At 58.7% G+C, this 23,245-nt stretch carries 26 protein-coding genes and 1 tRNA gene; 12 read left to right on the top strand and 15 right to left on the bottom strand.

Translation table 11 applies throughout. The annotated features are described in order from the left end of the window. Positions 1 to 9: 9 nt before the first annotated feature. From AKG12_RS07740 to AKG12_RS07730, 3 genes are read left to right on the top strand one after another with little or no spacing between them, the layout of a single operon-like run. Positions 10 to 414: an SRPBCC family protein gene (locus tag AKG12_RS07740; protein ID WP_052818414.1), complete on the top strand. Its 405-nt coding sequence runs from the start codon at positions 10 to 12 to the stop codon at positions 412 to 414. Between the two features lie 11 nt (positions 415 to 425). Further along, positions 426 to 782: a VOC family protein gene (locus AKG12_RS07735; RefSeq protein WP_046800357.1), complete on the top strand. Its 357-nt coding sequence runs from the start codon at positions 426 to 428 to the stop codon at positions 780 to 782. 16 nt (positions 783 to 798) lie between these two features. After that, positions 799 to 1,245: a VOC family protein gene (locus AKG12_RS07730; RefSeq protein WP_052818413.1), complete on the top strand. Its 447-nt coding sequence runs from the start codon at positions 799 to 801 to the stop codon at positions 1,243 to 1,245. Between the two features lie 54 nt (positions 1,246 to 1,299). Here AKG12_RS07730 and ccoP read toward each other — a convergent pair whose 3' ends face one another. The 5 genes from ccoP to cobU form a co-directional block, all read right to left on the bottom strand. Continuing rightward, positions 1,300 to 2,163 carry a cytochrome-c oxidase, cbb3-type subunit III gene (gene ccoP, locus AKG12_RS07725; RefSeq protein WP_052818412.1) on the bottom strand — a complete coding sequence of 288 codons (864 nt, stop codon included), beginning with the start codon at positions 2,161 to 2,163 and terminating at the stop codon, positions 1,300 to 1,302. Positions 2,164 to 2,166: 3 nt separating this feature from the next. Then, entirely contained in the window at positions 2,167 to 2,319 is a 153-nt protein-coding gene (locus AKG12_RS07720; RefSeq protein WP_006316283.1) for a CcoQ/FixQ family Cbb3-type cytochrome c oxidase assembly chaperone, read from the bottom strand. A gap of 12 nt (positions 2,320 to 2,331) precedes the next feature. Continuing rightward, on the bottom strand, positions 2,332 to 3,063 hold the full coding sequence (ccoO, locus tag AKG12_RS07715) for a cytochrome-c oxidase, cbb3-type subunit II (protein WP_052818411.1): 732 nt from the start codon (positions 3,061 to 3,063) through the stop codon (positions 2,332 to 2,334). 10 nt (positions 3,064 to 3,073) lie between these two features. Further along, a complete protein-coding gene (gene ccoN / locus AKG12_RS07710) occupies positions 3,074 to 4,696 on the bottom strand; it encodes a cytochrome-c oxidase, cbb3-type subunit I (RefSeq protein ID WP_052818410.1) in 1,623 nt (540 codons plus the stop codon). Between the two features lie 240 nt (positions 4,697 to 4,936). Continuing rightward, positions 4,937 to 5,458 carry a bifunctional adenosylcobinamide kinase/adenosylcobinamide-phosphate guanylyltransferase gene (gene cobU, locus AKG12_RS07705; protein ID WP_052818409.1) on the bottom strand — a complete coding sequence of 174 codons (522 nt, stop codon included), beginning with the start codon at positions 5,456 to 5,458 and terminating at the stop codon, positions 4,937 to 4,939. A 505-nt stretch (positions 5,459 to 5,963) separates the two neighbouring features. Here cobU and AKG12_RS07700 point away from each other — a divergent pair. Next, entirely contained in the window at positions 5,964 to 6,656 is a 693-nt protein-coding gene (locus AKG12_RS07700) for a DUF599 domain-containing protein (RefSeq protein ID WP_052818408.1), read from the top strand. Between the two features lie 60 nt (positions 6,657 to 6,716). Then, positions 6,717 to 7,682: a heparan-alpha-glucosaminide N-acetyltransferase gene (locus tag AKG12_RS07695; protein ID WP_052818407.1), complete on the top strand. Its 966-nt coding sequence runs from the start codon at positions 6,717 to 6,719 to the stop codon at positions 7,680 to 7,682. A 337-nt stretch (positions 7,683 to 8,019) separates the two neighbouring features. Here AKG12_RS07695 and AKG12_RS07690 read toward each other — a convergent pair whose 3' ends face one another. Together AKG12_RS07690 and mgtE are read right to left on the bottom strand one after the other, a co-directional pair. Further along, the gene (locus AKG12_RS07690) at positions 8,020 to 8,406 is read right to left on the bottom strand and encodes a MerR family transcriptional regulator (protein ID WP_046800119.1); all 387 of its coding nucleotides are present in this window, start codon (positions 8,404 to 8,406) and stop codon (positions 8,020 to 8,022) included. Positions 8,407 to 8,475: 69 nt separating this feature from the next. Beyond that, positions 8,476 to 9,903 (bottom strand): magnesium transporter, encoded by a 1,428-nt coding sequence (mgtE, locus tag AKG12_RS07685; protein ID WP_046800118.1) that lies wholly within the window; start codon positions 9,901 to 9,903, stop codon positions 8,476 to 8,478. Between the two features lie 362 nt (positions 9,904 to 10,265). On the opposite strand from mgtE, the gene AKG12_RS07675 reads away from it, so the two are divergent. Genes AKG12_RS07675 through AKG12_RS07665 form a run of 3 tightly spaced genes read left to right on the top strand, consistent with a single transcriptional unit; the run spans position 10,266 to position 13,377 of the window. Continuing rightward, positions 10,266 to 12,566, top strand: a complete 2,301-nt coding sequence (locus AKG12_RS07675) for an FdhF/YdeP family oxidoreductase (protein ID WP_052818597.1) — start codon at positions 10,266 to 10,268, stop codon at positions 12,564 to 12,566. Next, complete coding sequence (locus tag AKG12_RS07670; protein WP_046800105.1) at positions 12,566 to 12,865, top strand: hypothetical protein; 300 nt, start codon at positions 12,566 to 12,568, stop codon at positions 12,863 to 12,865. The genes AKG12_RS07675 and AKG12_RS07670 overlap by 1 nt, the downstream gene beginning before the upstream one ends. A 17-nt stretch (positions 12,866 to 12,882) precedes the next feature. Beyond that, positions 12,883 to 13,377, top strand: coding sequence for a peptide deformylase (locus AKG12_RS07665; RefSeq protein WP_052818405.1), 495 nt, complete (start codon positions 12,883 to 12,885; stop codon positions 13,375 to 13,377). Positions 13,378 to 13,380: 3 nt separating this feature from the next. Here AKG12_RS07665 and AKG12_RS07660 read toward each other — a convergent pair whose 3' ends face one another. Then, the gene (locus AKG12_RS07660; protein WP_052818596.1) at positions 13,381 to 13,806 is read right to left on the bottom strand and encodes an OsmC family protein; all 426 of its coding nucleotides are present in this window, start codon (positions 13,804 to 13,806) and stop codon (positions 13,381 to 13,383) included. A 109-nt stretch (positions 13,807 to 13,915) separates the two neighbouring features. Between AKG12_RS07660 and AKG12_RS07655 the strand changes: the two genes are divergently transcribed. Beyond that, positions 13,916 to 14,083 carry a Thivi_2564 family membrane protein gene (locus AKG12_RS07655; RefSeq protein WP_003495928.1) on the top strand — a complete coding sequence of 56 codons (168 nt, stop codon included), beginning with the start codon at positions 13,916 to 13,918 and terminating at the stop codon, positions 14,081 to 14,083. 66 nt (positions 14,084 to 14,149) lie between these two features. On the opposite strand, the gene AKG12_RS07650 is transcribed toward AKG12_RS07655, so the two are convergent. Both AKG12_RS07650 and AKG12_RS07645 read right to left on the bottom strand, forming a co-directional pair. Beyond that, entirely contained in the window at positions 14,150 to 14,575 is a 426-nt protein-coding gene (locus AKG12_RS07650; protein WP_082178758.1) for a PAS domain-containing protein, read from the bottom strand. 567 nt (positions 14,576 to 15,142) lie between these two features. After that, positions 15,143 to 15,227, bottom strand: a tRNA-Leu gene (locus tag AKG12_RS07645). 189 nt (positions 15,228 to 15,416) lie between these two features. On the opposite strand from AKG12_RS07645, the gene lipB reads away from it, so the two are divergent. The 3 genes from lipB (at position 15,417) to AKG12_RS07630 (ending at position 18,292) form a co-directional block, all read left to right on the top strand. Continuing rightward, positions 15,417 to 16,148, top strand: a complete 732-nt coding sequence (gene lipB, locus AKG12_RS07640) for a lipoyl(octanoyl) transferase LipB (protein WP_046800101.1) — start codon at positions 15,417 to 15,419, stop codon at positions 16,146 to 16,148. Between the two features lie 66 nt (positions 16,149 to 16,214). Continuing rightward, the gene (locus AKG12_RS07635) at positions 16,215 to 17,282 is read left to right on the top strand and encodes an NAD(P)-dependent alcohol dehydrogenase (RefSeq protein WP_052818403.1); all 1,068 of its coding nucleotides are present in this window, start codon (positions 16,215 to 16,217) and stop codon (positions 17,280 to 17,282) included. Positions 17,283 to 17,356: 74 nt separating this feature from the next. Continuing rightward, the gene (locus AKG12_RS07630; RefSeq protein ID WP_052818595.1) at positions 17,357 to 18,292 is read left to right on the top strand and encodes a DMT family transporter; all 936 of its coding nucleotides are present in this window, start codon (positions 17,357 to 17,359) and stop codon (positions 18,290 to 18,292) included. A gap of 7 nt (positions 18,293 to 18,299) precedes the next feature. Here the strand turns inward: AKG12_RS07630 and AKG12_RS07625 are convergent, their stop codons facing one another. The 5 genes from AKG12_RS07625 to yajC form a co-directional block, all read right to left on the bottom strand. Further along, positions 18,300 to 18,758, bottom strand: a complete 459-nt coding sequence (locus AKG12_RS07625) for a hypothetical protein (RefSeq protein ID WP_046800099.1) — start codon at positions 18,756 to 18,758, stop codon at positions 18,300 to 18,302. Between the two features lie 127 nt (positions 18,759 to 18,885). Continuing rightward, complete coding sequence (locus AKG12_RS07620; protein ID WP_052818402.1) at positions 18,886 to 19,731, bottom strand: phytoene/squalene synthase family protein; 846 nt, start codon at positions 19,729 to 19,731, stop codon at positions 18,886 to 18,888. 23 nt (positions 19,732 to 19,754) lie between these two features. Beyond that, positions 19,755 to 20,147 carry an Mth938-like domain-containing protein gene (locus AKG12_RS07615; protein ID WP_046800097.1) on the bottom strand — a complete coding sequence of 131 codons (393 nt, stop codon included), beginning with the start codon at positions 20,145 to 20,147 and terminating at the stop codon, positions 19,755 to 19,757. Next, positions 20,147 to 22,711 carry a protein translocase subunit SecDF gene (secDF, locus tag AKG12_RS07610; RefSeq protein WP_052818401.1) on the bottom strand — a complete coding sequence of 855 codons (2,565 nt, stop codon included), beginning with the start codon at positions 22,709 to 22,711 and terminating at the stop codon, positions 20,147 to 20,149. The genes AKG12_RS07615 and secDF overlap by 1 nt, the downstream gene beginning before the upstream one ends. 82 nt (positions 22,712 to 22,793) lie before the next feature. Beyond that, positions 22,794 to 23,141 carry a preprotein translocase subunit YajC gene (gene yajC / locus AKG12_RS07605; RefSeq protein WP_046800095.1) on the bottom strand — a complete coding sequence of 116 codons (348 nt, stop codon included), beginning with the start codon at positions 23,139 to 23,141 and terminating at the stop codon, positions 22,794 to 22,796. Between the last annotated feature and the right edge of the window lie 104 nt (positions 23,142 to 23,245).

Here is a 23,245-nt window from a genome sequence, read left to right as displayed (position 1 = left end):
GAGGACGAGATGCCTGTCATGCAGTCGAGAATCATTCACCTGTCAGTCGAAAAGCCATGGGCCCAGGTCTATGGTTTCGCCTCAGACCCGCGGAACATGCCGCGATGGGCGGCAGGTCTTGGCGGCGGGCTGAAGCCGGATGGCAACGACTGGATCGCCGATGGCGGCCCGCTCGGTGAAGTGCGCGTCAATTTCGCCCCCACCAACGAATTCGGCGTCATAGACCATGTCGTCACATTACCTGACGGGCTGAAGGTCTATAACGCGCTTCGGGTAACGCCGAATGGCAGCGGCGCGGAAGTGAGCTTCACGCTGCTTCGGCTTGACGGCATGACCGACGAGGATTTCGAAGAGGACGCCAAGGCGATCACGGCCGATCTCGAAACGCTGAAATCGCTGCTTGAAGCGGATTGATGGAGTAAATGATGACAGAGAATACCAATGACCGACGCATCGATTATGTCGAATTCAACGTCGCCGATATCGAGCGCAGCAAGGAATTTTACGGCGGCGCATTCGGCTGGTCCTTCAAGGATTACGGCCCACAATATTGCGAGTTTTCCGACGGCCGCCTGACGGGCGGCTTTACCACCACCGCGCCGGTTTCAGCCAAGGGCGGACCGCTCGTTATTCTCTACGCCGCCGATATCGAAGATGTGCAGCGGCGCGTCGAAGCCGCCGGCGGACAGATCAGCCTCGCGATCTTCGCCTTTCCCGGCGGCCGGCGTTTCCATTTCACCGATCCGGATGGATACGAACTGGCCGTCTGGTCGAAAAACTGATCGGCAGGAGCCCGCCATGACTTTGACAACGCCGCCTTTTTCGTTGGTCGGTATCGATCATATCGTTTTCATCGTCGACGACATGACGCGGGCGCTCGATTTTTACCGGAACGTGCTGGGGTGTAGGGATGGTTACTCTTACCCTGCTCTCGGGATGGAACAAGTCTGGTGCGGAAATGCCTTGATCGTGCTGTGGGATGTCACGCACCCCGGTGGCACAAAGGCTGCTCCGCCCATCGCCGGAGGACGTAATGTCGATCACATCTGCATAGCGACCGGTCCTCTGAACCATGATGCGCTTCGCGCACATCTGGCGAAATTTAACGTCACGATAGAACAGGAAGCCTTTCACGGCGGCGCGAGAGGAATGGGACATTCGTTCTATTTCCGCGATCCCTTCGGCAACAAGATCGAGTTGAAGGGACCAGCCGAATATCCGGATGGACGGGCGGAAAACGCCTGATCTGAACAATAAAAAAGGGCGCCTTCCGGCGCCCTTCTTTGCATTCAACTTGCCTCATTCGCCCCCACCAAGCGAATGTACGAAGATCGCCAGCTGCTTGACGGTCGTATCACCGAGACGCTCACCCCAGGCGGGCATGACGCCATGCTTCGGCGAACGGATCTGCGAGACGATCCCCTCCTCCCCATGCGACTTCAGCCAGATCGCGTCGGCGAGATTGGGCGCACCGAATTCGCGATTACCCTTGGCGTCTTCCCCGTGGCACGAGGCGCAATTGTCGGCAAAGAGCTGCTTGCCTGGCTCCACCAGCGCCGGGTTGGATGGCGTACCGGTAAGGCTGACGACATAGGCGGCGACCTCGCGGATTTCGTTCGACTGGAGGATATCGCCGAAGGCCGGCATTTCCGAAGCGCGCGTATCAGGATCATCGGCAAAACGGATGCCGTGCTTCACCGTCGTGTAGATATCGTCGGCACTGCCGCCCCACATCCAGTCATCATCGTTGAGGTTGGGATAACCTTGCCCGCCTTCCGCACCCGAACCGTGACACTGAATGCAATTGACCTTGAAAGCGGCAGCACCGCCGGAAAGCGCAAATTGCATCAGGGTCGGATCGGCCTGAATTTCGGCGAGCGACGAGTTCGCAATCTTGTCGACATAGACGCTCTGCGCCTGTTTCGCATCGGCAATTTCGGCTGCGATTTCGCCGCGGCTGCTCCAGCCGAGCAACCCTTTCGTTGCGCCTGATATCAGCGGGTAAGCCGGATAGGCGATGGTATAGCCGATCGCCCAGAGGATCGTGAAATAAAAGGTCCAGACCCACCAGCGCGGCATGGGATTGTTCAGCTCGCGGATACCGTCCCATTCATGGCCGGTGGTTTCGACGCCGCTGATGTCATCAATGTGTTTTTCGGACATATCTTAGTCCTCCCTAAGCGGAATGCTGGCGGCATCGTCCGCGGCCTTTTTCGAGCCGGGGCGAAGGGTAAAAACGACGACGCCGGCGAAGAACAGGGTCATGGCAAGCAGGCCCCAGCTGTCGGCGAAGTGGCGCATGGCCGTGTAGGTTTCCATCGTTTTGCCTCCTCACCGGTATCCGGCGGCATCGTCATAGGTCGAGAAATCGACCAGCGTACCGAGCATCTGCAGATAGGCGACCAGAGCATCCATTTCGGTAAGCTTGGCCGGATCGCCGTCGAAATCACCCACCTTGGCCTTGGGGTAACGCGCCAGAAGTTCCGACGAATCCGCATTCGGGTCCGCCTGGGCGGCCAGGTCAGCTGCGGATTTCTCGATCATCTCGTCGCTATAGGGCACGCCGACGGCACGGTTGGCCTTCAGCTCCATCGAAACATCTGTGATCTTCAGCGACGTCGTCTTCAGGAACGCATAGGACGGCATGATCGATTCCGGCACGACCGAGCGCGGATCGGCCAGATGCTGCACGTGCCATTCGTTCGAATAACGATCGCCGACACGCGCGAGGTCTGGCCCCGTGCGCTTTGAACCCCACTGGAATGGGTGGTCATACATGGATTCCGCCGCCAGGCTGTAATGCCCGTAACGCTCTACCTCGTCGCGGAACGGCCGGATCATCTGGCTGTGGCAGACGTAACATCCCTCGCGGATGTAGATGTTGCGCCCGGCCAGTTCCAACGGAGTGTAGGGTCGCATGCCCTCGACCTTCTCGATGGTGTTTTCGAGATAAAAGAGCGGGGCGATTTCCACGATACCGCCGATGGAGACGACCAGCAGGGAGCCGACCAGCAGCAGCGTGGCGTTGCGTTCGATGACGCCGTGTTTGTCAAGTATGGACATCGGCCTCTCCTTATTCAGCAGGCTGCAGCGAAGGAGCCGCGTCCTTGCGGGCGCCCTCCTCGCGTTGATGACCGAGGATGGTCATCGTGACGTTGTAGGCCATGATCAGCGCGCCGCTGAGGAACATCAGACCGCCCAGTGCACGCATCACGTAATAGGGGAACAGTGCCGCGACCGATTCCGCGAAGGAATAAACGAGGAAGCCCTGGCTATCATATTCGCGCCACATCAGAGCCTGCTGGATGCCGGCCACCCACATGACGGCGGCGTAGACGACGATACCGAGCGTGGCGAGCCAGAAGTGCCAGTTGACCAGTTGCAGGCTGTAGAGACGGTCCCTGCCCCAGAGTTTCGGCGTCAGGTAATAGATCGCGCCGAAGGTGATCATACCGTTCCAGCCAAGCGCGCCGGAATGAACATGGCCGATGGTCCAGTCGGTATAGTGGCTGAGCGAGTTGACGGCCTTGATCGACATCATCGGACCTTCGAAGGTCGCCATGCCGTAGAAGGCAACCGCCATCACCATCATGCGCACGACGGGATCTGTGCGGATCTTGTCCCATGCGCCCGAAAGCGTCATCAGGCCGTTGATCATGCCGCCCCACGAAGGCATCCACAGCATCACCGAGAACACCATGCCGAGCGTCTGTGCCCAGTCGGGCAGCGCGGTATAGTGCAGATGGTGCGGGCCGGCCCAGATATACATGAAGATCAGCGCCCAGAAGTGGATGATCGACAGGCGGTAGGAATAGACCGGGCGGTTCACCTGCTTGGGAATGAAATAATACATCATGCCGAGGAAGCCGGCGGTCAGGAAGAAGCCGACGGCGTTATGGCCGTACCACCATTGCGTCAGCGCATCCTGCACGCCCGAGAACGCCGAATAGCTTTTGACGCCCAGGAACGACACGGGCACCGCCAGATTATTGACGATGTGCAACATGGCGATGGTGACGATGAAGCCGAGATAGAACCAGTTCGCCACATAGATATGCGGCTCCTTGCGCATGAAGATCGTGCCGAGGAAGGTAACGAGATAGGCGACCCAGACGATGGTCAGCCAGATATCGACATACCATTCCGGTTCGGCATATTCGCGACCCTGGGTGATGCCCAGCAGGTAACCGGTGGCTGCCATGATGATGAAGAGGTTATAACCCCAGAACACGAACCAGCCGAGATTGCCGCCAAAGAGGCGCGCCCGACAGGTTCTCTGCACAACATAGAAGGACGTGGCGATCAGCGCATTTCCGCCGAAAGCGAAGATCACCGCCGATGTGTGCAGCGGCCGCATGCGGCCGAAATTGAAATAGGGTGCGATGTTGAGATCGGGAAAGGCAAGCTGAAGCGCCACCACAACCCCGACCAGAAAACCGACGACACCCCAGAATACCGTGGCGATGACGCCGTATTTCACCACCTCATCGAAATATTCCGACTTGCGGCGGGCGAGCGCGGCCGGATCGACAGGCGCGAAGGAGACACGGCGCAACAGAAGCACCGTGCTGACCAGCAGTGTAAAGAACAGCACCCACATATGGGCGGCGAAAAGACTGTCATGGGCAAAGGCTGCCCCAAGCAACGCGAGAAAGGCCCCGAGGGCCACGATCGCGGTTTCTAACGTGTAGTTCATTGTTGGTTTCCCCCAACGTGCAAGCCGACCGACGAAAGGCAGGTTGTGCGCCTGGGAGAGCGGAAACATGCCTTTGCGTCGGTTGGAGCATTGCCACCGGCAGGGCAACGCCACCTTGATCCAGATCAAGAAAGCAAAGCTGTCGCAGCCCCGGCAAAACAGGGCGCGGCTTTATGAGGGAAATTTGCGTAAGGGCAAAAAATGCGTGGTGATGGCGAGCCTGCTTTTGCAGGTGTCGCTTCAGCCCTTCATCTTCAGGGGCAACCCGGCAGCGACGAAAAAGACGTCGTCGGCAATGGCCGCGATACGCTGGTGCAGCCGGCCGGCATGATCGCGGAATTCACGCGCCATGCGGTTTTCCGGCACGATGCCAAGACCGACCTCGTTGGACACGAGAATCAGCTTCGTTTTGGCCGATGCGATTGCCGCCGCCAAAACGTCAAAGGCGGCCTCGATATCGGCATTTTCCATCATAAGATTGGTGAGCCATAATGTCAGGCAGTCGATGAGGACGACATTCTCCGGCCGGTCGAGGCGCGCGAGCACCGAGACTATGTCGACCGGCGCTTCATGGGTCGTCCACTCGCCGCCACGCCGCGCCTGATGATGGCCGATGCGGTCACGCATCTCCTCATCCCATGGCCTGCCGGTGGCCAGATAATGCAGGCTTCCGCCGGCATTTACCGCAAGATCTTCCGCAAAACGCGACTTGCCGGAGCGCGCGCCGCCAAGAATGAAAACGGAGCGGTTTTTATCTGTCATCGGAAACCTGAATGAGGAAAATGCAACGGACCGGCGTCTTTGCAATGGTGCAAGCCAGAGACAGGCGGCCATGAAGGGAACGATTCGTAGAAAAAGGCGTCCCCCGGTTGTTCATGCCGGACTGCCGCTGATACCGGACCGGAGACGTCAAAACCTGTCCGCACGATGCGGGACATATCAAAGCCGTGGCAACTCCGGATGCCGGAAACACCGGTCCTTCAAGCAAGGCTAGGTGCGAACGGCCATCCTGTCAATCTGCCGGAGATAGTGTCAGGATATAAGGCGGAACCGGTACGCAAAACCTGACCCGGAACCGGCAGACCTGTCGTCCGCGAGAGCGATTGATAAAGCCACATGGTTACCGGAAGGTTAGCAGAAAACGAGATGATGACACGGCAACGCGCGGTGAGAATATTTGCTCACCGAGGCCGTCGCCATTGCCTTGCCATAGCCTTCAAATCAATATGCTTTCGAAGATTCGCAAACAGCAAGGTGGCCTGCCGTGATGACCATCATGGACTACATATCGATCGTCGTTTTCATCCTGTTGTGGGCTACCTATACACATGTCACAACGGGAAGAACGCTGTTTTCGCGAACCAGCCTCAATCAGGCCATGGCCGGGCGCCGTAGGGACTGGATCATGAATTCGCTCAAACGCGACCTGAAGATGATCGATACGCAGATCATGGCCGGTCTGCAGAACGGCACGGCCTTCTTCGCCTCCACCTCCATCTTCGCCATCGGCGGCTGTTTCGCTCTGCTGGGCGCCACCGAACAGGTCGAATCGGTGTTTCGCGACATGCCTTTCGTGCATTATTCCGGGCGCACGGCCTTCGAACTGAAGGTCATCGGGCTGACCTGCCTGTTCGGTTATTCCTTCTTCAAATTCGGCTGGTCCTACCGCCTGTTCAACTATTGCACGATCCTGTTCGGTGCCATTCCCATGGTCCACGATGCCGGTGCGGACCGCGAGGCGGCCGAGCGTGCCGCCGAAAATGTCATAAAGATGAACATCATCGCTGCTAAGAACTTCAATGACGGCCTGCGGACGATCTTTCTGTCCATCGGTTATCTCGGCTGGTTCATCAGCCCCTATGTCTTCATTGCCAGCACCGTCATCATCATCGTGGCGCTCTTGCGCCGACAGTTCTTTTCCGAGGCGCGTCGCGCCATCATGGAAGACAACCGGCCTTGAAATAGCCGCACTTCAAGGGCCAAGCCCGAATGAATACCGGTCTCATGAAAAGCGGAAAACATGGACACAAACGTAGCCGTCACCGAAACCAGTCGCAGGGGCCGCATAGGCGGTCTTGATACCCTGCGCGGGCTGGCGCTTCTCGCCATGGCATCCTACCACTTCACGTGGAACCTGGAATATTTCGGCTATCTCGAAACCGGCACGGCAACGACGGGCCTGTGGAAACTTTATGCCCGCGCCATCGCCACCTCGTTCCTGTTTCTGGCCGGTTTCAGCCTGTTTCTCGCCCATGGCAAAGGCCTGAACTGGCCGTCCTTCGGAAAGCGTTTCGCCATGGTGGCAGGCTCGGCGCTGCTGATTACCGCCGCCACCTATTTCGCCTTTCCCGACAGCTTCATCTTCTTCGGCATCCTGCACAATATCGCCGTTGCTAGTCTCGTCGGGCTGCTGTTCCTGCGCGCGCCGGCACTCGTGACGCTGCTTTTTGCGGTGATCGCCTTGGCGTTGCCGCAATATCTGCAATCCGACCTCTTCAACGCGAAATGGCTGGCCTGGATCGGCTTTTCCACCATGCCCCCCCGCTCCAACGACTATGTGCCGTTGCTGCCCTGGCTCGCGCCATTCCTTGCCGGACTTGGCGTTTCGCAATTCGTCACCCCTCGCGGCTGGCTGGATCGTTTTCGCAACCCCAGCTCACCACGCAATCTGGTCGCCAGCGCCGGCCGGCACAGCCTGGCCTTTTACCTCATTCACCAACCGGTGCTGATCGGCCTCGTTTATGTCCTGTCGGTTGTGGCTCCGCCTCCTCCCGTTGATCAGGTGGAGCTTTACAAATCCAGCTGCGAAAAAAGCTGCGTCGAACAGGCGAATGGGGTGGAACTGTGCCAACGTTTCTGCGGCTGCACGCTGGAGAAACTGCAGGCGGAAAGCCTGTTTGACATCATGATGGAAGGCAAGCTCAGCGCCGATCAGCAGACGAAGGTCAGCGAATTGGCGCAGCAGTGTACGGTTGAGGCGCAGTAGGTACGAGTGGGCCAAACCGAGCCCACGTTTTCGAGCGCTCCCATCTGTACTCGGCGTCGTCCGATAGGAAGGAAAGTCATGCCAATTGCGCCGACGTCATCCTCGGGCCTGTCCCGAGGATCTGCCAACGTATTGATTTTATTCAACGTGGTTAGATCCTCGGCACAGGGCCGAGGATGACGTTGAGTGAATGTTCGCCCTTCACCAACGACTTCAAGGGTAATGCAGCTTGCGCGGAAATTTAAACCGGACAGCAGTGGGTCAAGCCCGAGGATGACGGAGGAGACATATTAATTCTTAAACGATAACCCAGCGCGAATATCGCCCCAAATTTCGCTCAAGTCCCGACGCCGATTTCGGCAAGCCGCGTCAGACAGGCCTCTTCGACATTGTCGAGTTCCGCCAGTGTCTCCTCGATGTCCTTGCGTTTTTGCCGCAGGTCGGCGCGCTTTTCGTCTACCTTCTTCATCAGCAGCACAAGCTGACCCGATTCGCCCGGCGGCTCCTTGTAGACGTGAATGATCTCGCGAATTTCGGCGATCGTAAAACCGATACGGCGGCCGCGCAGGATTTCCTGAATGAGACGACGGTCAGCGGCCCTGAAAAGCCGTGTGCGACCGCGGCGCTCGGGGTGAATGAGGCCCTCATCCTCGTAAAAACGCAAGGTGCGGGTTGAAACACCGAATTCGCGTGTCAGTTCAGTTATGCTATAATACTTGTCCAAGGGCCTATCCGATTCATCACCGGATAATATTATTTGACCTTCACGTAAAAGTCAATTTTCGCCGGCTGCCTACCCGGAAATACCATACCACCAGGTCGCAATGCCCAGAAAGGCGAAAAAGCCGACAATATCGGTCACCGCAGTCACGAACACCGCCGAAGAGACAGCAGGATCGGCCCCGAACTTGTCCAGAACCAGCGGAATGAGAATGCCGGCCAGCGCCGCCGCCAGCATGTTGAGACACATGGCCGTGGCGATGATGCCACCAATATGGATATCCTGAAACCAGATTCCGGCAACGATGCCAATGGCGCAGCCGAACAGCAGGCCGTTCAGAATGCCAACGCCCGCCTCGCGCCGGATGATGCGGGCAGCATTGTGAATATCGAGGCTTTTGGTCGCCAGCGCGCGCACGGACACGGTCATGGTCTGCGATCCGGCATTGCCGCCCATGCCGGCAACCGCCGGCATCAGAACCGCCAGCGCGATGATTTGCTGGATGGTCGCATCGAATAGGCTGATAACGGAGGCAGACAAAAAAGCGGTGAGAAGATTGACGGCAAGCCAGGGTACGCGTGAGCGCGAAGTGCTGGCGATACTGTCCGACAGTTCTTCGTCACCCACACCGCCAAGGCGCAGCAAATCCTCTTCGGCTTCTTCCTGGATGACGTCGACCACGTCATCGATGGTGAGAACGCCGACCAGTCGGCCGTTATTGTCAACCACGGCGGCGGAGAGAAGGTCGTATTGCTCGAATACCTGCGCTGCCTCTTCCTGATCCATTTCCGCCGGAATGGAGTGGTTGGTCTCGTGCATGATCGTTTCGATCTTCACCTGACGCTTGGCCCGCAGCACCTTGTCGAGATCGAGCGCACCGACCAATTTGAAAGTGGGATCGATGACGAATATCTGCGTGAAGGAGTCAGGCAGTTCCTCCTCCTCGCGCAGATAATCGATGGTCTGGCCCACGGTCCAGAACGGCGGCACGGCGACGAATTCCGTCTGCATGCGGCGACCGGCCGAGCTTTCCGGATAGTCCAGCGCCCGCATCAGCCGCACGCGTTCTGTGAACGGCAGCTGCGAGAGAATATCCTCGCGATCCTCGTCGTCGAGATCTTCTAGAATATAAACGGCGTCGTCCGAATCCAGCTCGCCGATACCGGCGGCGATCTGCTCGTTCGACATCTGGTCAACGATATCGAGGCGGATGCCTTCATCCACCTCGGTCAGCGCCGTCATGTCGAAATCGGAACCGAGAAGCCGCACGAGCGCGTGGCGCTGTTCGGGCAGAATGGATTCCAGCACGTCGCCGAGTTCGGACTCATGCAGCCGCGCCACATTCTTGCGCAGGAACAAGAGGTCGCGATCGGCGATCGCTGCACCCACCATAGCCAGAAAATCCGAACGGACGGACCCGTCCTCGGCATAGATGTCGGAGGGTGCTTCTGTCGGCCTCAACTCTTCGGGAGCGGCAAGATCGTCGTCACGGTCTGTCATCTGGCGTCCCCCTATTCTCGAAATGCCGCAGTGCACGAATGCGCAGGCAGAATGGCGTTAAAAAGCACATTGTCAACAACCGGATAGGCGGAAAACAACAAGCCTCGCAACTGCGACGAAAATGTCATGAACCACCCTTTCGCGAGACAACAATCCAGAAGCGCCGTACCCATGGTGACGCATCCGACAGGCCCGGCGCCGCACTTCGCACAACGCCCCGCAACGCCCGACTGTTCCGCAGAAACCGGCAAGTTAAAGATTGACATATGTCGCCTAAAGGCGATTCTGAAGAAGCTTTTTTACATATGATCGGCCTCATTCACCACATGGCCGATCACGCAGATTTCAGGAAAAACACAGCAATGAGCAAGACGGATTTCATCGGCAAGGCATCTTCGGCCGCAGGCGGCTGGGGCGCGCTGAAAAGCGTGGGCAAACGGCTTATGGAGTCCGGTGCGCCGCTTTCCGGCGCCCGTGCGCTGTTGAAGGCGAACCAGCCTGATGGTTTCGATTGCCCGGGTTGCGCATGGGGCGATCCCGAACACGGGTCTTCCTTCGAATTCTGCGAAAACGGCGTCAAGGCGGTTGCATGGGAAGCAACGGAAGCGCGCGTGCCGCCGGATTTTTTCGCTACCCGCACAGTCTCCGAGCTGCGCGGCTGGTCTGACTACGAGCTGGAAAAACAGGGCCGCCTCACCCATCCCATGCGTTATGACCGGGCAACCGACAAATATCTGCCTGTCTCGTGGGACGACGCCTTTGCCGAAATCGGCCGGATTCTCAACAGCCTAGACAATCCGAACAGGGCGGAATTCTATACATCCGGCCGTGCATCCAACGAGGCCGCTTTCATCTATCAATTGATGGTGCGGCTTTTCGGCACCAACAATTTCCCCGACTGTTCCAACATGTGCCACGAGGCAAGCGGCGTTGGCCTGAAAGCCTCGATCGGTGTCGGCAAGGGCACGGTGCTGCTTGAGGATTTCGAGCAGGCGGATGCGATTTTCGTCATCGGCCAGAACCCCGGCACCAACCACCCCCGCATGCTGGGTGATCTGCGCCGGGCAGCCCTTCGCGGTGCGAGGATTGCTGTCCTCAATCCCATTCGCGAAAAAGGTCTGGAGCGTTTTGCCGATCCGCAGGACAAGATCGAGATGATCACCGGCAGCAACACCAGGATCGCCACCAACTATTATCAGCCGCGTCAGGGCGGCGACATGGCGGCGGTCCGCGGCATGAGCAAGGCGGTCTTCGCCGCCGACGATGCCGCAAGGACTGCGGGTGAACCCGCCATCATCGATTACGATTTCATCGCCGAACATACGGTGGAGTTAGAGGCCTACCGTGCTGCCGTGGACGCGACAAGCTGGGAAACCATTCTCGATCAGTCGGGCCTCACCCGCGCCGAAATCGAGGAAGCGGCGCGCATCTACATGAATGCCGGTTCCGTCATCGCCACATGGGCCATGGGTGTCACCCAGCATCGGCACTCCGTCATCATCGTGCGGGAAATCACCAACTTCATGATGCTGCGCGGCAATATCGGCCGTCCCGGCGCTGGCCTTTGCCCGGTGCGCGGCCATTCCAACGTGCAGGGAGACCGTACCGTCGGCATTGACGAAAAAGCGCCGCCTGCGCTTCTCGATGCGCTGGAGAAAGAACTCGGCGTTCCCATGCCGCGCCAGCCCGGCCACAACACCGTCGAGGCCGTGGCTGCCATGCTGGATGGCGAGGCTCAGACCTTTATCGCGCTCGGCGGCAATTTCATGCGGGCGACACCCGACAGCCCGCTGATCGTCAAGGCTTTCGAAAAGCAGAAGCTGACGGTCAATATCGCTACCAAGCTCAACCATTCGCATCTGGTGCCGGGCGAAACCTCCTTCGTACTGCCCTGTCTCGGCCGAACAGAAATCGATCTGAATTCGTCGGGCCGTCCGCAGATCGTCACCGTCGAAGATTCCATGAGCATGGTACACGGCTCCGGCGGCATCAATCCGCCCGCTTCGGACGAACTGCGTTCCGAAGTCGCCATCGTCGCCGGCATTGCCCAGGCAACCCTCGGCAATGTCCATGTGGACTGGAAGGCGCTCGCCGATGATTACGACCTCATCCGCGACATGATCGAGCGGGTCATTCCCGGTTTCGACAATTTCAACGAACGCGTCCGCGTGCCGCGCGGTTTTCATCTGCGCAACACGGCGTCTGAACGGGAATGGAACACGCCGACGAACAAGGCGACCTTCTATAGCGGCCCGCTGCCCGAACAGACCGAACATCAGCAGGCGCTGACGCGCGATGACCTCTTCGTGCTGCAGACATTCCGTAGCCACGATCAGTACAACACCACCATCTACGGCATGGATGATCGCTATCGCGGCGTTTATGGCGAACGCCACGTTATCTTCATGAACCCGAAGGACATGGAAACGCTCAGTGCCCACTCCCGCCAGCGTGTGGACGTCATCGGCGAATATGGCGACGGCGTGGAGCGCGTTGCTGAAAATTTCCGGCTGGTGCCCTATAATATCCCGCAGGGCAGCATTGGCGGTTATTATCCGGAACTCAACGTGCTGGTGCCGCTGTCAAGTTATGGTGATGGCAGTTTCACACCAACATCGAAATCGGTGCTGGTCTCCGTCCGCCTGCGACCGGACGCCTCCTGATGGATGAAGAGCAATCCGCTGCCGCCTTCATGGCGGCGGTGGAACAGATTCGGGGGCAATCGCAGCAACTGACGGCCACGGGCGCCGCAATCCTTCTGGCAATCCATCTCGATATTGCCACTGATAGCCGCAGCATCGCCAACAGGCTGGGGCTTGCGCATGCCCTCGTTCTGCGCGAAATCGCTGCCCTGTCGCCCCGCTTCGTGCGGGTAACGAAACGCGATGCCCGCACGCAACGCAGTTTTCTGGAGGCAACGGCGGAAGGACAGGCGTTGGCCGGGTCCTCCTCCCGGATTTGAAACGAACGGAGCATCCCTTGGCAATCAGGCCGATCCTGCCCTATCCCCATCCCGGCCTGTCCGAAATCTGCACGCCGGTCACCGCTTTTGATGATCATCTGCAGGATCTGGTGACAGATCTGATCGACACCATGCGCGCCGCGCCCGGTGTCGGCATCACCGCCGCCCATATCGGCACAAAACAACGCGTTTTCGTGCTGGAGCTGACGCCGGGTACCGTCCTGACCTACATCAATCCTGAAATCATCGCCCGGTCCACCCAGACCATGCGCCATGGAGAGGGCAGCGTTTCCATGCCCGGTTTCACGGATGAGGTGGAGCGGCCGGATGAGGTCGAGGTGAGGTTTCAGGATATATCAGGCGCGGAGCATCGGCAGACCGCCGAGGGATTTCACGCCATCTGCATCCAGCACGAAATCGACCAGCTGGATGGCGTTTTCTGGCTTAAACGCCTTTCGAAGCTGAAGCGCGACCGGCTGGTGAAAAAATGGGAAAAGTCCCGCAAGCCCTGATGATTAGTCGGCAATCGACAGCACGAATTCAGCGTCACCCTTCAGTGTGTTACTGACGGTGCAGATATCCTCGGCAGCATGGGCGATTGCGGCGCGTGTCTGCCCATCAAAATCCCCCTCTATCGCGATGCGGATATCGAAACGGATTATACGCGAAGGCTCCTCGTCCGCCTTTTGCCCGGAAACATGCACCGTGACCCTTTCGAAACGGTCAAGCAGCCCCATGCTGCTGGCTGCTATGCGGGCGCTGAGCGCCAGGCAGGCGGCGAGCGACGAATAGAGAAGATCAAGCGGGTTGAAACCGGGTTCTGAAGCCGCCGTAACCACCTTAAGTGCACCGCCGGTCGCCGTAACGACATCCGGATGCCCAAGACGGGCAAGCGTAACCACTGCCCCCGTCGGCCGCTTCTTGACCCTGAACTGATTCACGTCCTGCCCCATAGCTAATTTCAGTCGATGGAACCAAAGCTAGCCTCGCGCTTTTACTCACGCAACGGTGAACGGCCGTTGAGATTGATTAAAAAGGGAGCTGGGACATATGGTTACATCTACGCTCGTCAGCATTCTGATCACCTTCCTGGTGATCGTGCTCGTCTTGTGGCTCATCGCACGACTGCCCGTCGGCGGCGGCGCGAAACAGATCGCGCAGATCATCGTCATCATCATCGGCATTATTTCGTTGCTGAAATATCTCGCGGTCTTCTGATGTCCCGGTGAAGCGCGAACGGAAAAAGGCGGCGAAAGCCGCCTCTTTTTGTGAGAAACCTGTAAGCTACTGGCGAGGCTCGAACTGGTAGGGTTTCTTGAGCGTAATATCCCGAACGCTGCCAATACCCAGAAACGGTGTATTGTCCGCATCAAAAATCGCCCTGCCCTTCGCCACGATCCAGCGCACTGAACCATCCGGCAAATTGACCTTGTAGCGCTGATCGAAGAACACACCGGTGGTTATGCTGTCGAAAATGGCCTGAGCCACGCGATCGCGCATTTCCAAATCAATTTTTTCAAGGACTTCCTCGATCGTCACCCCGCGCGACGCCGCCGGTTCGGAGAACCCGTGGCATTCCGCAGTCACCGCATCCATGATCAGCCTGTTATCGGAAATGCTCCACATATAATAACCGAGCGCATTGTCCGAATCCGTCTTGTCTCCCAGCACGAAAACCCCCGGACATTTTTTTCTGACAAAAGCTAACACCAGACCTCTAATATTCCACCCCTCGTTTTTGTAGGGGGAACCGTCCAGCTACTGCAGCGTGCATCGATATCCACCGAAATTTTATAACGATCGAATCCCGATATTGTTCTCAAAGGACCGATAAATCCTGGAGAGACATCGCAAAGCGCCCTGCCTGCACCTACATAGCTTTGCGATAACATTTCGAAGGAGGTTAATATGCTGCGAACCGCTCTTACTTTTGGACTGCTGACGATGACTGTCGTTCTCACAGGTTGTCAGACGTGGGAAAGTCCATATCGCGGAAGCGGCTGGCGAATGGATCAGGTCATGGATGGTGACCCCTATCGGGTCGGTGATGGAAACCATCAGGAAAACGGGACTGCTTCGAATATTGTTCGACGCTGAATCCCGACTGGCAGATCTATAATTTTGCCGCCCTCAACGCATAGCGCTCCGGCTGTAGTATAAAGGTACATTGACGCAGCCGGATCACGCCCGATCTACACCGATAGACCTTCCCGCTTCGCAAAGCGAAGACCTAACCAATTGGCTAAAAAAGAAAAAACCCGCCGAAGCGGGTTTCTTTGGTGCGGTCGAGAAGACTCGAACTTCCACGGGTTGCCCCACAGCGACCTCAACGCTGCGCGTCTACCAATTCCGCCACGACCGCATCGTGGTAGGCGTCGACTTGCGCCGACGGGGGTGCATGTAGCAAAAGGATTTTCGGTGCACAAGAGCGTCGTGACAGTTTTTTGAAATTAAAAATCACCCTGGCCCACCCTATATGCAGGAAGCCCGGAAATGCTGGGGTTGCCGCCGTCCCGCCATTTTGCGAGAAGGCTGTGGAAAGGACTTTTTCATGCTCACACGCACGGATATCGAGACAAATATGCTGCCCGTCGCCGGTTCGCCGCCCGTTCGCTGGCGAATCTCCGACGGTCTCGTCCCTTACGGACAGGCGGTCGAGGAAATGGAGCGCGAAGTTGCGGCCATCGCCAGCGGCGAGGCCGACGAACTTGTCTGGCTTCTGGAGCATCCGCCGCTTTATACCGCCGGCACCAGCGCCGACGCCGCCGATCTCATCGAGCCGGATCGCTTCCCCGTCTTCGCCACGGGCCGCGGCGGTGAATATACCTATCATGGCCCGGGGCAGCGGGTCGTTTACGTCATGCTCGACCTGAAACGACGCCGTCAGGATGTCCGCGCCTATGTGGCGGCACTGGAGGATGTGATCATCCGCACGCTCGACAAGATGAATGTCCGCGGCGAGCGGCGCGAGGATCGGGTCGGCGTCTGGGTCAGGCGGCCGGAAAAACCTCTTCTGCCCGGTGGCGGCATGGCCGAGGACAAGATCGCCGCACTCGGCATCCGTCTGCGCAAATGGGTGAGCTTTCACGGGCTGTCGATCAATGTTGACCCCGACCTCGGGCATTTCTCCGGCATCGTTCCCTGCGGCATCAGCGCCTATGGCGTCACCAGCCTTGTCGATCTCGGATTGCCGGTTATGATCGGCGATGTCGACGTTCTGCTGCGCGAGGCCTTCGAGGAGGTTTTCGGCCCGGCAGTGCCCGAGGCCGGATCCGGCGGCTGATCTCACCGCAACCTTTGGCGCCGGCCGGAGTTTCCTGCATCGATCACCACAAGAGGAGGAACGACCATGTTCACAACGTCCGCCTATGCCTGCGATGACGGTTCTTCGCCGATGAAGCTCGCGACGATCAAGCGCCGCGATCCGGGTCCCCGCGATGTCGAAATCGAGATTGAATTCTGTGGCGTCTGTCACTCGGATATCCACACGGCCCGCAGCGAATGGCCGGGTTCCCTTTATCCCTGCGTTCCCGGCCATGAAATCATCGGCCGCGTCGCCCGGCTGGGTTCGGACGTCACAAAGTTCAAGGCTGGCGACCGTGTCGGTGTCGGCTGTATCGTCGATAGCTGCCGTGAATGCGCGAGCTGCGCCGAAGGGTTGGAGCAATATTGCGAAAACGGCATGACCGGCACCTATAATTCGCCCGACAAGGCCATGGGCGGCGGCGCGCATACGCTCGGCGGTTATTCCGCCCATGTGGTGGTGGATGACCGCTATGTGCTCAATATTCCAGAAGGACTCGATCCGGCAGCCGCAGCGCCCCTGCTCTGCGCAGGCATAACCACCTATTCCCCACTGCGCCATTGGAATGCCGGCCCCGGCAAGCGTGTCGGCGTCGTGGGTCTCGGCGGTCTTGGTCATATGGCCGTCAAGATCGCCAATGCCATGGGCGCGACAGTGGTGATGATCACCACATCGCCCGGCAAGGCGGCAGACGCAAAGAAACTCGGCGCGCATGAGGTTATCGTTTCGCGCGACGCCGAACAGATGAAGAAGGCCGCTTCCAGCCTCGACCTCATCATCGACGCGGTTGCCGCCGATCACGACATCGATTCGTATCTCGCGCTGTTGAAACGCGATGGCGCCCTGGTGCAGGTCGGCGCGCCGGAAAAGCCGCTCTCCGTCCACGCCTTCAGCCTCATCCCCGGCCGCAAGACCTTTGCCGGTTCGATGATCGGCGGCATTCCCGAAACCCAGGAAATGCTGGATTTCTGCGCCGAAAAAGGCATCGCCGCCGAAATTGAAATGATCGATATCAGTCAGATCAATGACGCTTATGAACGCATGATAAAAAGCGATGTGCGTTATCGTTTTGTCATTGATATGAAGAGCCTGCCCCGCCAGAAAGCCGCCTGACCTTTGAAGAAGGGGGCAGCCTACCGGCGCCCCTTTCCTCGTTGGACCTTCTGGTCGAAAGCGCAGCCTTACCCATGACCAGCCAGACCGGTTTCAGCGACGTCGCCAAGGGCATGACCATCATGGCGGGCTGCATGTTCGTGTTGCCGGTCATGGATGCGATTGCCAAATATATGGCGGTCAGCGGCGGCATGTCGCCGGCGCAGGTGACCTTTTACCGCTTCTTCTTTCAGGTGGCTTGCACCCTGCCGCTACTGCTCTTGGTCTCGCCGAAAGCCCTGTTCAGCGCTAAACGCCCGTGGATGAACTGCCTGCGCGGTGTATTGCATGCCTCGGCCAGCCTGATGTTCTTTGCCGCCGTCAAATACATGCCGCTCGCCGATGTCTTTGCGATCTATTTCGTCGAGCCCTTCATGTTGACGATGATGTCGGCCCTCTTCCTCGGTGACAAAGTCGGCTGGAAGCGCTGGACGGCGATCGTCGTCGGTTTCGGCGGTGCGTTGATCGTCATTCAGCCGAGTTTTGAAATCTTTGGCTGGACCTCATTGCTGCCGGTCGCCTGCGCCTTTCTCTATACGCTTTACCTGTTCCTGAACCGCGCCATCGGCGATGCCGACAGTCCGCTGGTCATGCAGACCATGTCCGGCATTGCCGGCACGATATTCATGGGCGCGGTGCTTCTGGCCGGCGATGCGCTGGGCGACAAAGATTTCACGATGTCGCTTCCACAATCCGGCTTTGCGCTTGTCCTGCTCATCCTGCTTGGGTCGATATCCGGCTACATGCATCTGCTGATTGTCAGGGCTTTCAGGCTTGCGCCGCTGTCGCTTCTGGCGCCGTTCCAGTATTTCGAGATCATCTCGGCGACGGTTCTCGGTTATGCGCTGTTTTCGGATTTCCCGACGCCGTCAAAATGGCTCGGCATCCTCATCATCGTCGCATCCGGCCTGTTCATCATCTGGCGGGAAAGCAAGCAGGCCCAAGCCACCCCGCCGCTCGACGGGCAATGACGAGGGCTCAGGTGCCGGAGGGCAGCGGTCCCTCATCATGATGGTCCTGCGCCTCCACAAGGCTGCCAAGCAGCCACAAGGAAACCTCGGCCGCTTCACCGGCGGATTTGAAGCGGTATGAGCCGCTATATTTCGGCATGTCAAAGAAGGTGACGACAAAACCGTCGCCGCTTTCCAGGCTCTCGACCCTGATCCGCTCGGGGTCGATCATCACGCAGACATAGTGCGATCCCATATTGCGCATGAAGCCGGCCTTGTTGTCGTGCAGCCGCACGAAGGCCGCACCGCCATCCACCGTCATATGCAGGCTTCGGATCGCCTCATTGGGAAAGGCGCGGGCGAAATCCATGATCGCCTGCCCCACATCATGACTGTTGTCTTCATCCGTCGCCCGCGTCATGCGCCAGGCATAAACGGCAAAGACCGAAAGCAGCACGAAGACGATAATCCAAATCGCCATATTCATCGGGGACGCTCCCTCAGCACCGAAACATCACGACTCGCGAATCAAACGACGCGAACCTGATTCAGGTTCATAGAGATCGAGACTTGTGTGAAGTGTGGCTTACGAACGACGCGGCGCGGATCGAAAATCAGAATCGCTTCAGGAACGACGCCTTTGCCAGCAGCCATTGCCGGCGAAGCTGCGACAGCTGCAACTCACCGTCGAACACGCCCACGCCGGCCTTTCTGGCGGCGACGATAACCGGTCCAGACAGGGCAACAGGCAGATAGGCGGCAAAGACGGCCCTGGAAATCTTCGCGCGTCTTGCCTTTTCCAGATGATCGAGCGCATGGGCGGCAAATAGCTCAATGGCGATGCCGATGCGTTGCCTGTCGTCACCTTCGAGAAAGGTCTCACGATCAAGCCCGGCGGCCGAGAGCATGTCGGCGGGAATATAGACCTGCCCGCGACGGCGATGCAGCGGCATCAGCAGCAGAATTCCGGCCATGGCCTGCGCGACGCCCGCATGTCCGGCCGCCTCCGCACTTGCCGGAGCGTCTTCCGCCGAGAGCACGAGGCTCGCCAGCTGGATCAGGGCGGAAGCGGTCTCCCCGGCATAACCCTCAAGCGCGTTACGATCCTCGAACAGATCGTCATAGAGATCGAAGATGCGCGCCTCGATCATATTGGCCAGCACCGGACGCGGCAGGCGATATTGCTCGATAACCGTCAAAAGAGCCGCGGCAACGGGATGGGACAGACTGTCGCCATGCGCATTGCCCTCAAGCAGATCGCGCCACCATTGCATGCGCACTTCGCCGGGCAACGCCTCGCGCACGGAATCGCGGATACGGGCAATTTCGGCATTAAAAGCGTAAAGCGCCGCCAGAGAATTGCGTCTATCGGCGGGAGACAGAAGACAGGCGAGATAGCGGTCGCGATCGGTGTCGCGCAGCGTCGCGAGGCAGACGTCAAGATTTTCTGTGGGTGCCATGGTTCCCCGCGCGAAACGTCCTGTCAGCCTTCGACGGCAATCAGCGCCGCAGCTACGGCGCGCGATTCCGAAAGCATGATATTATAGGTGCGCACGGCAGCACCCGTGCTCATTGGATCGACCGAAATGCCCGCCTCCTTAAAGGCGGCGCGCAGTTCCTTCGGCAGAACACGCATGCCGTCACCCGTACCGATCAACAGCACCTCGATGTCCTGCGCTTCCGCCAGAACCTTTTCGAAATGCCCGACGGTCAATTCTTTCGCATCAACCGGCTCCCAGCCATGAATGCCGGAAGGCACGAGCAGAAGCGAGCCGCGATGCGACATGTCGGCAAAACGGAAACCGCCATTGCCATAGGCATCGATGGGCGCCCGGCCGGGAAAATGGGCCGGGCGTATTTCGATCCCGCCGGCCATCAGACGGCAGGCTTGCCGCCGATGGCGTTACCGGGCTTTTCATCCTTTTCGTCTTCCGCATCCTTGCTGTCGGGACGCAGCTTGAAGGCGATCAGCACCGGAGCGGCGATATAGAGTGAAGAGAACACGCCGATACCGACACCGAACAGCATGGCGAAGGTGAAGGACCTGATAACCTCACCGCCGAAGAGGTAGAGCGCGAGCAGCGCCAGAAGCACCGTCAGACCGGTGAGGATGGTGCGTGACAGCGTCTGGTTCAGCGACACGTCGATGACCATCGACAGCGGCATCTTTTTATATCGCCTGAGGTTTTCGCGGATACGGTCGTAGATCACCACGGTATCGTTCAGCGAATAACCGATAATCGTCAGGATCGCCGCGATACTGGTGAGGTTGAACTCTATCCCCAGGAAGACGAAAAGGCCGATGGTAAAGACCACGTCATGCACCATCGAGATGACCGCGCCGAGTGCGAACTGCCATTCGAAGCGCACCCAGATATAGATCATGATCCCCGTCATGGCGAGCAGGATGCCAATCGTGGACGTATAGGTAAGGTCACCCGACACGGCCGGACCGACGACTTCCACGCGGCGGAAATCATATTTGTCCTCAAGCTCACCGCGCACCAGGGTGATGGCGGACTGCTCGGCATTTTCGCCGCCGTCCTGCGCCTGGATACGAATGAGAACATCCTGCGGCGTACCGAAGTTCTGCGCCTGGATTTCACCCAGATTGAGCTGGTTCAGACGATCGCGAATATCAGCAAGATCCGCCTCGCCCTGCTTGGCGCGCACTTCGATCACCGAACCGCCCTGGAAGTCGATACCGAGGTTCAGACCCTTGGCCATGAAACCGCCGACGCAGGCAAGCATGATGGCGCCGGTGATCATGAACACCACGCGGCGGTAGCGCATGAACGGAATGTCGCGGCCATCGAACATGGCGGTGCGGACACCCTTCGGCAGATGTTTCGGACGGCTGCGACGAACCCAGTAGCCAAACATCCAAGCGGTCAGCGTATAGGCCGTGAAGACGGTGGTGATGATACCGACGGCCAGCGTGACCGCGAAGCCCTTGACCGGACCGGTGCCCATGTAGAACAGCACGCTCGCCACGATGAGCGTCGTCAGGTTGGCGTCGATAATGGTCGCAAAGGCGCGGGTGAAGCCGTTATCCAGCGACTGGATCAGCGGTTTGCCGCTCTTCACTTCTTCGCGTATTCGCTCATAGATCAGAACGTTGGAATCCACGGCCATGCCGATGGTCAAGACGATACCGGCAATACCCGGCAAGGTCAGTGTCGATCCGATCACACTGAGGACCGCGAGCAGCATGACGACGTTGACGATGAGAGCGATGTTCGCCAGCAGGCCGAAGAAGCCGTAGAAGACGAACATGAAGATGAGGACGCCGACGGCGCCGATGGCGCTTGCCGTGAGACCCGCCGTGATGGAGTCGTTACCAAGACTCGGGCCGACGGTGCGTTCTTCAACGACGGTCAGCGTGGCGGGAAGTGCGCCCGCACGCAAGAGAACCGCGAGGTCGTTTGCACCCTGCACCGAGAAGTTACCGGAAATCTGTCCCGAACCGCCGATGATCGGCTCGCGGATGACAGGTGCGGAAATCACCTGATTATCAAGCACGATGGCGAAAGGCTTGCCGACATTCTGCTGCGTCGCCTGCGCAAAGCGCTGCGCGCCGCGGCTGTCAAAGCGGAAGGTGACGACCGGCTCGTTGGTCTGCTGGTTGAAGCTCGCCTGCGAATCCACGAGATTGTCGCCGGAAACGAGAGCACGACGCTCCACCAGATAGGGAACCGGTGGATCGTCCTGTGAATAGAGAACTTCTGAGGTTGCGGGCGGACGGCCATTCATCGCTTCCTGCACCGGCATGGTAGTGTCGACCATGCGGAAGGACAGCTTTGCCGTCTGGTTGAGAAGCGATTTCAGGCGCTGCGGATCCTGAAGGCCCGGCACCTGAACGATGATGCGGTCGGAACCCTGACGCTGGATGAGCGGCTCGGTGGTGCCGACTTCGTCGACACGGCGGCGCACGACTTCGATCGACTGCGACACGGCCGACGACAGGCGGTAATCAACGCCTTCGTCGGTGAGATTGAGCCGCAGCAGATTGTCGCCGCCATCGCTCATCGTCACTTCGGTGATGGAACCGCCGACCAGCGTTCCGGCGGATACCGGCTGCGTCAGATCGCGAAGCGCCGTCTTGGCGGCTTCCAGCTGGGCGGGGTCGCTGATGCGAACCTGAATCTGCTGGCCGTTGCCGGCAAGCCCCGAATAGCGGATATTGGCGTCGCGAAGCTGCGTGCGCACATCGCCGACAATCGTCTCAAGCCGTTCCTTGACAATGTCGGAACGCTCGATCTTGAGCATGATGTGCGAGCCGCCCTGAAGGTCGAGACCGAGCGTTACCTTGTTGTCCTTGTACCAGGCAGGCATGCTCTCCAGCTGTTTTTCCGAAAACAGGTTAGGAGAGGCGATGAAGACGCTTGCCAGCACAAGCAGCCAGATGAAGACTGTTTTCCAACGGGAAAAATGAAGCATTTCGATCTCGGTCAGGGTTGGGGTTGCGCGGACAGCGCAACCCGTCAAAATTCGCAATCGGGCGTCCGGTTATCCGGCAGGATCAGGAAGCGGCTTCCGTCTTGACCACTTCACCCTTCACACGCACTTCGGCAATATAAGCGCGGGCAGCGCGGATTTTCACGCCTTCGGCGATTTCGACTTCGAGTTCACTGTCGTCGATGACCTTGGTCACCTTGCCAACGATGCCGCCGCCAAGAACGACCTGATCGCCACGGCGAATGCTGGTCAGCGTTTCCTGGCGCTTCTTCATCTGCGCGCGCTGCGGGCGGATGAGGAAAAAGTACCAGACGACCATAAGGGGCGCAAACAGGAAAAGCATTTCCAGGCCGGAACCGAAGGCCGATGCGCCGCCCGTTGCGTCCTGGGCAAAAGCTTGACTAATGAACATATAAAACTCCTCAACGATTACGGCACGACCTCGTATGCCGCCCCAGCTTTCAAGCCGCCGGAATATAGTGGGGAACGCCGGGATTGCAACAGATGCAAGGCCCA

It is taken from the genome of Agrobacterium sp. SUL3 (assembly GCF_001263295.1).
GTDB lineage: Bacteria > Pseudomonadota > Alphaproteobacteria > Rhizobiales > Rhizobiaceae > Agrobacterium > Agrobacterium tomkonis.
Note: the sequence above shows the minus strand (reverse complement) of the source record. Positions and strands in the feature narration are given on the sequence as shown.

Excerpts from the sequence above, each read along its gene's own strand:
- AKG12_RS07740 (WP_052818414.1), top strand. The coding sequence starts at position 10 with ATGCCTGTCATGCAGTCGAGAATCATTCACCTGTCAGTCGAAAAGCCA.
- AKG12_RS07735 (WP_046800357.1), top strand. The coding sequence starts at position 426 with ATGACAGAGAATACCAATGACCGACGCATCGATTATGTCGAATTCAAC.
- AKG12_RS07730 (WP_052818413.1), top strand. The coding sequence starts at position 799 with ATGACTTTGACAACGCCGCCTTTTTCGTTGGTCGGTATCGATCATATC.
- ccoP (WP_052818412.1), bottom strand. The coding sequence starts at position 2,163 with ATGTCCGAAAAACACATTGATGACATCAGCGGCGTCGAAACCACCGGC.
- AKG12_RS07720 (WP_006316283.1), bottom strand. The coding sequence starts at position 2,319 with ATGGAAACCTACACGGCCATGCGCCACTTCGCCGACAGCTGGGGCCTG.
- ccoO (WP_052818411.1), bottom strand. The coding sequence starts at position 3,063 with ATGTCCATACTTGACAAACACGGCGTCATCGAACGCAACGCCACGCTG.
- ccoN (WP_052818410.1), bottom strand. The coding sequence starts at position 4,696 with ATGAACTACACGTTAGAAACCGCGATCGTGGCCCTCGGGGCCTTTCTC.
- cobU (WP_052818409.1), bottom strand. The coding sequence starts at position 5,458 with ATGACAGATAAAAACCGCTCCGTTTTCATTCTTGGCGGCGCGCGCTCC.
- AKG12_RS07700 (WP_052818408.1), top strand. The coding sequence starts at position 5,964 with ATGACCATCATGGACTACATATCGATCGTCGTTTTCATCCTGTTGTGG.
- AKG12_RS07695 (WP_052818407.1), top strand. The coding sequence starts at position 6,717 with ATGGACACAAACGTAGCCGTCACCGAAACCAGTCGCAGGGGCCGCATA.
- mgtE (WP_046800118.1), bottom strand. The coding sequence starts at position 9,903 with ATGACAGACCGTGACGACGATCTTGCCGCTCCCGAAGAGTTGAGGCCG.
- AKG12_RS07675 (WP_052818597.1), top strand. The coding sequence starts at position 10,266 with ATGAGCAAGACGGATTTCATCGGCAAGGCATCTTCGGCCGCAGGCGGC.
- AKG12_RS07670 (WP_046800105.1), top strand. The coding sequence starts at position 12,566 with ATGGATGAAGAGCAATCCGCTGCCGCCTTCATGGCGGCGGTGGAACAG.
- AKG12_RS07655 (WP_003495928.1), top strand. The coding sequence starts at position 13,916 with ATGGTTACATCTACGCTCGTCAGCATTCTGATCACCTTCCTGGTGATC.
- lipB (WP_046800101.1), top strand. The coding sequence starts at position 15,417 with ATGCTCACACGCACGGATATCGAGACAAATATGCTGCCCGTCGCCGGT.
- AKG12_RS07635 (WP_052818403.1), top strand. The coding sequence starts at position 16,215 with ATGTTCACAACGTCCGCCTATGCCTGCGATGACGGTTCTTCGCCGATG.
- AKG12_RS07630 (WP_052818595.1), top strand. The coding sequence starts at position 17,357 with ATGACCAGCCAGACCGGTTTCAGCGACGTCGCCAAGGGCATGACCATC.
- AKG12_RS07625 (WP_046800099.1), bottom strand. The coding sequence starts at position 18,758 with ATGAATATGGCGATTTGGATTATCGTCTTCGTGCTGCTTTCGGTCTTT.
- AKG12_RS07620 (WP_052818402.1), bottom strand. The coding sequence starts at position 19,731 with ATGGCACCCACAGAAAATCTTGACGTCTGCCTCGCGACGCTGCGCGAC.
- AKG12_RS07615 (WP_046800097.1), bottom strand. The coding sequence starts at position 20,147 with ATGGCCGGCGGGATCGAAATACGCCCGGCCCATTTTCCCGGCCGGGCG.
- secDF (WP_052818401.1), bottom strand. The coding sequence starts at position 22,711 with ATGCTTCATTTTTCCCGTTGGAAAACAGTCTTCATCTGGCTGCTTGTG.
- yajC (WP_046800095.1), bottom strand. The coding sequence starts at position 23,141 with ATGTTCATTAGTCAAGCTTTTGCCCAGGACGCAACGGGCGGCGCATCG.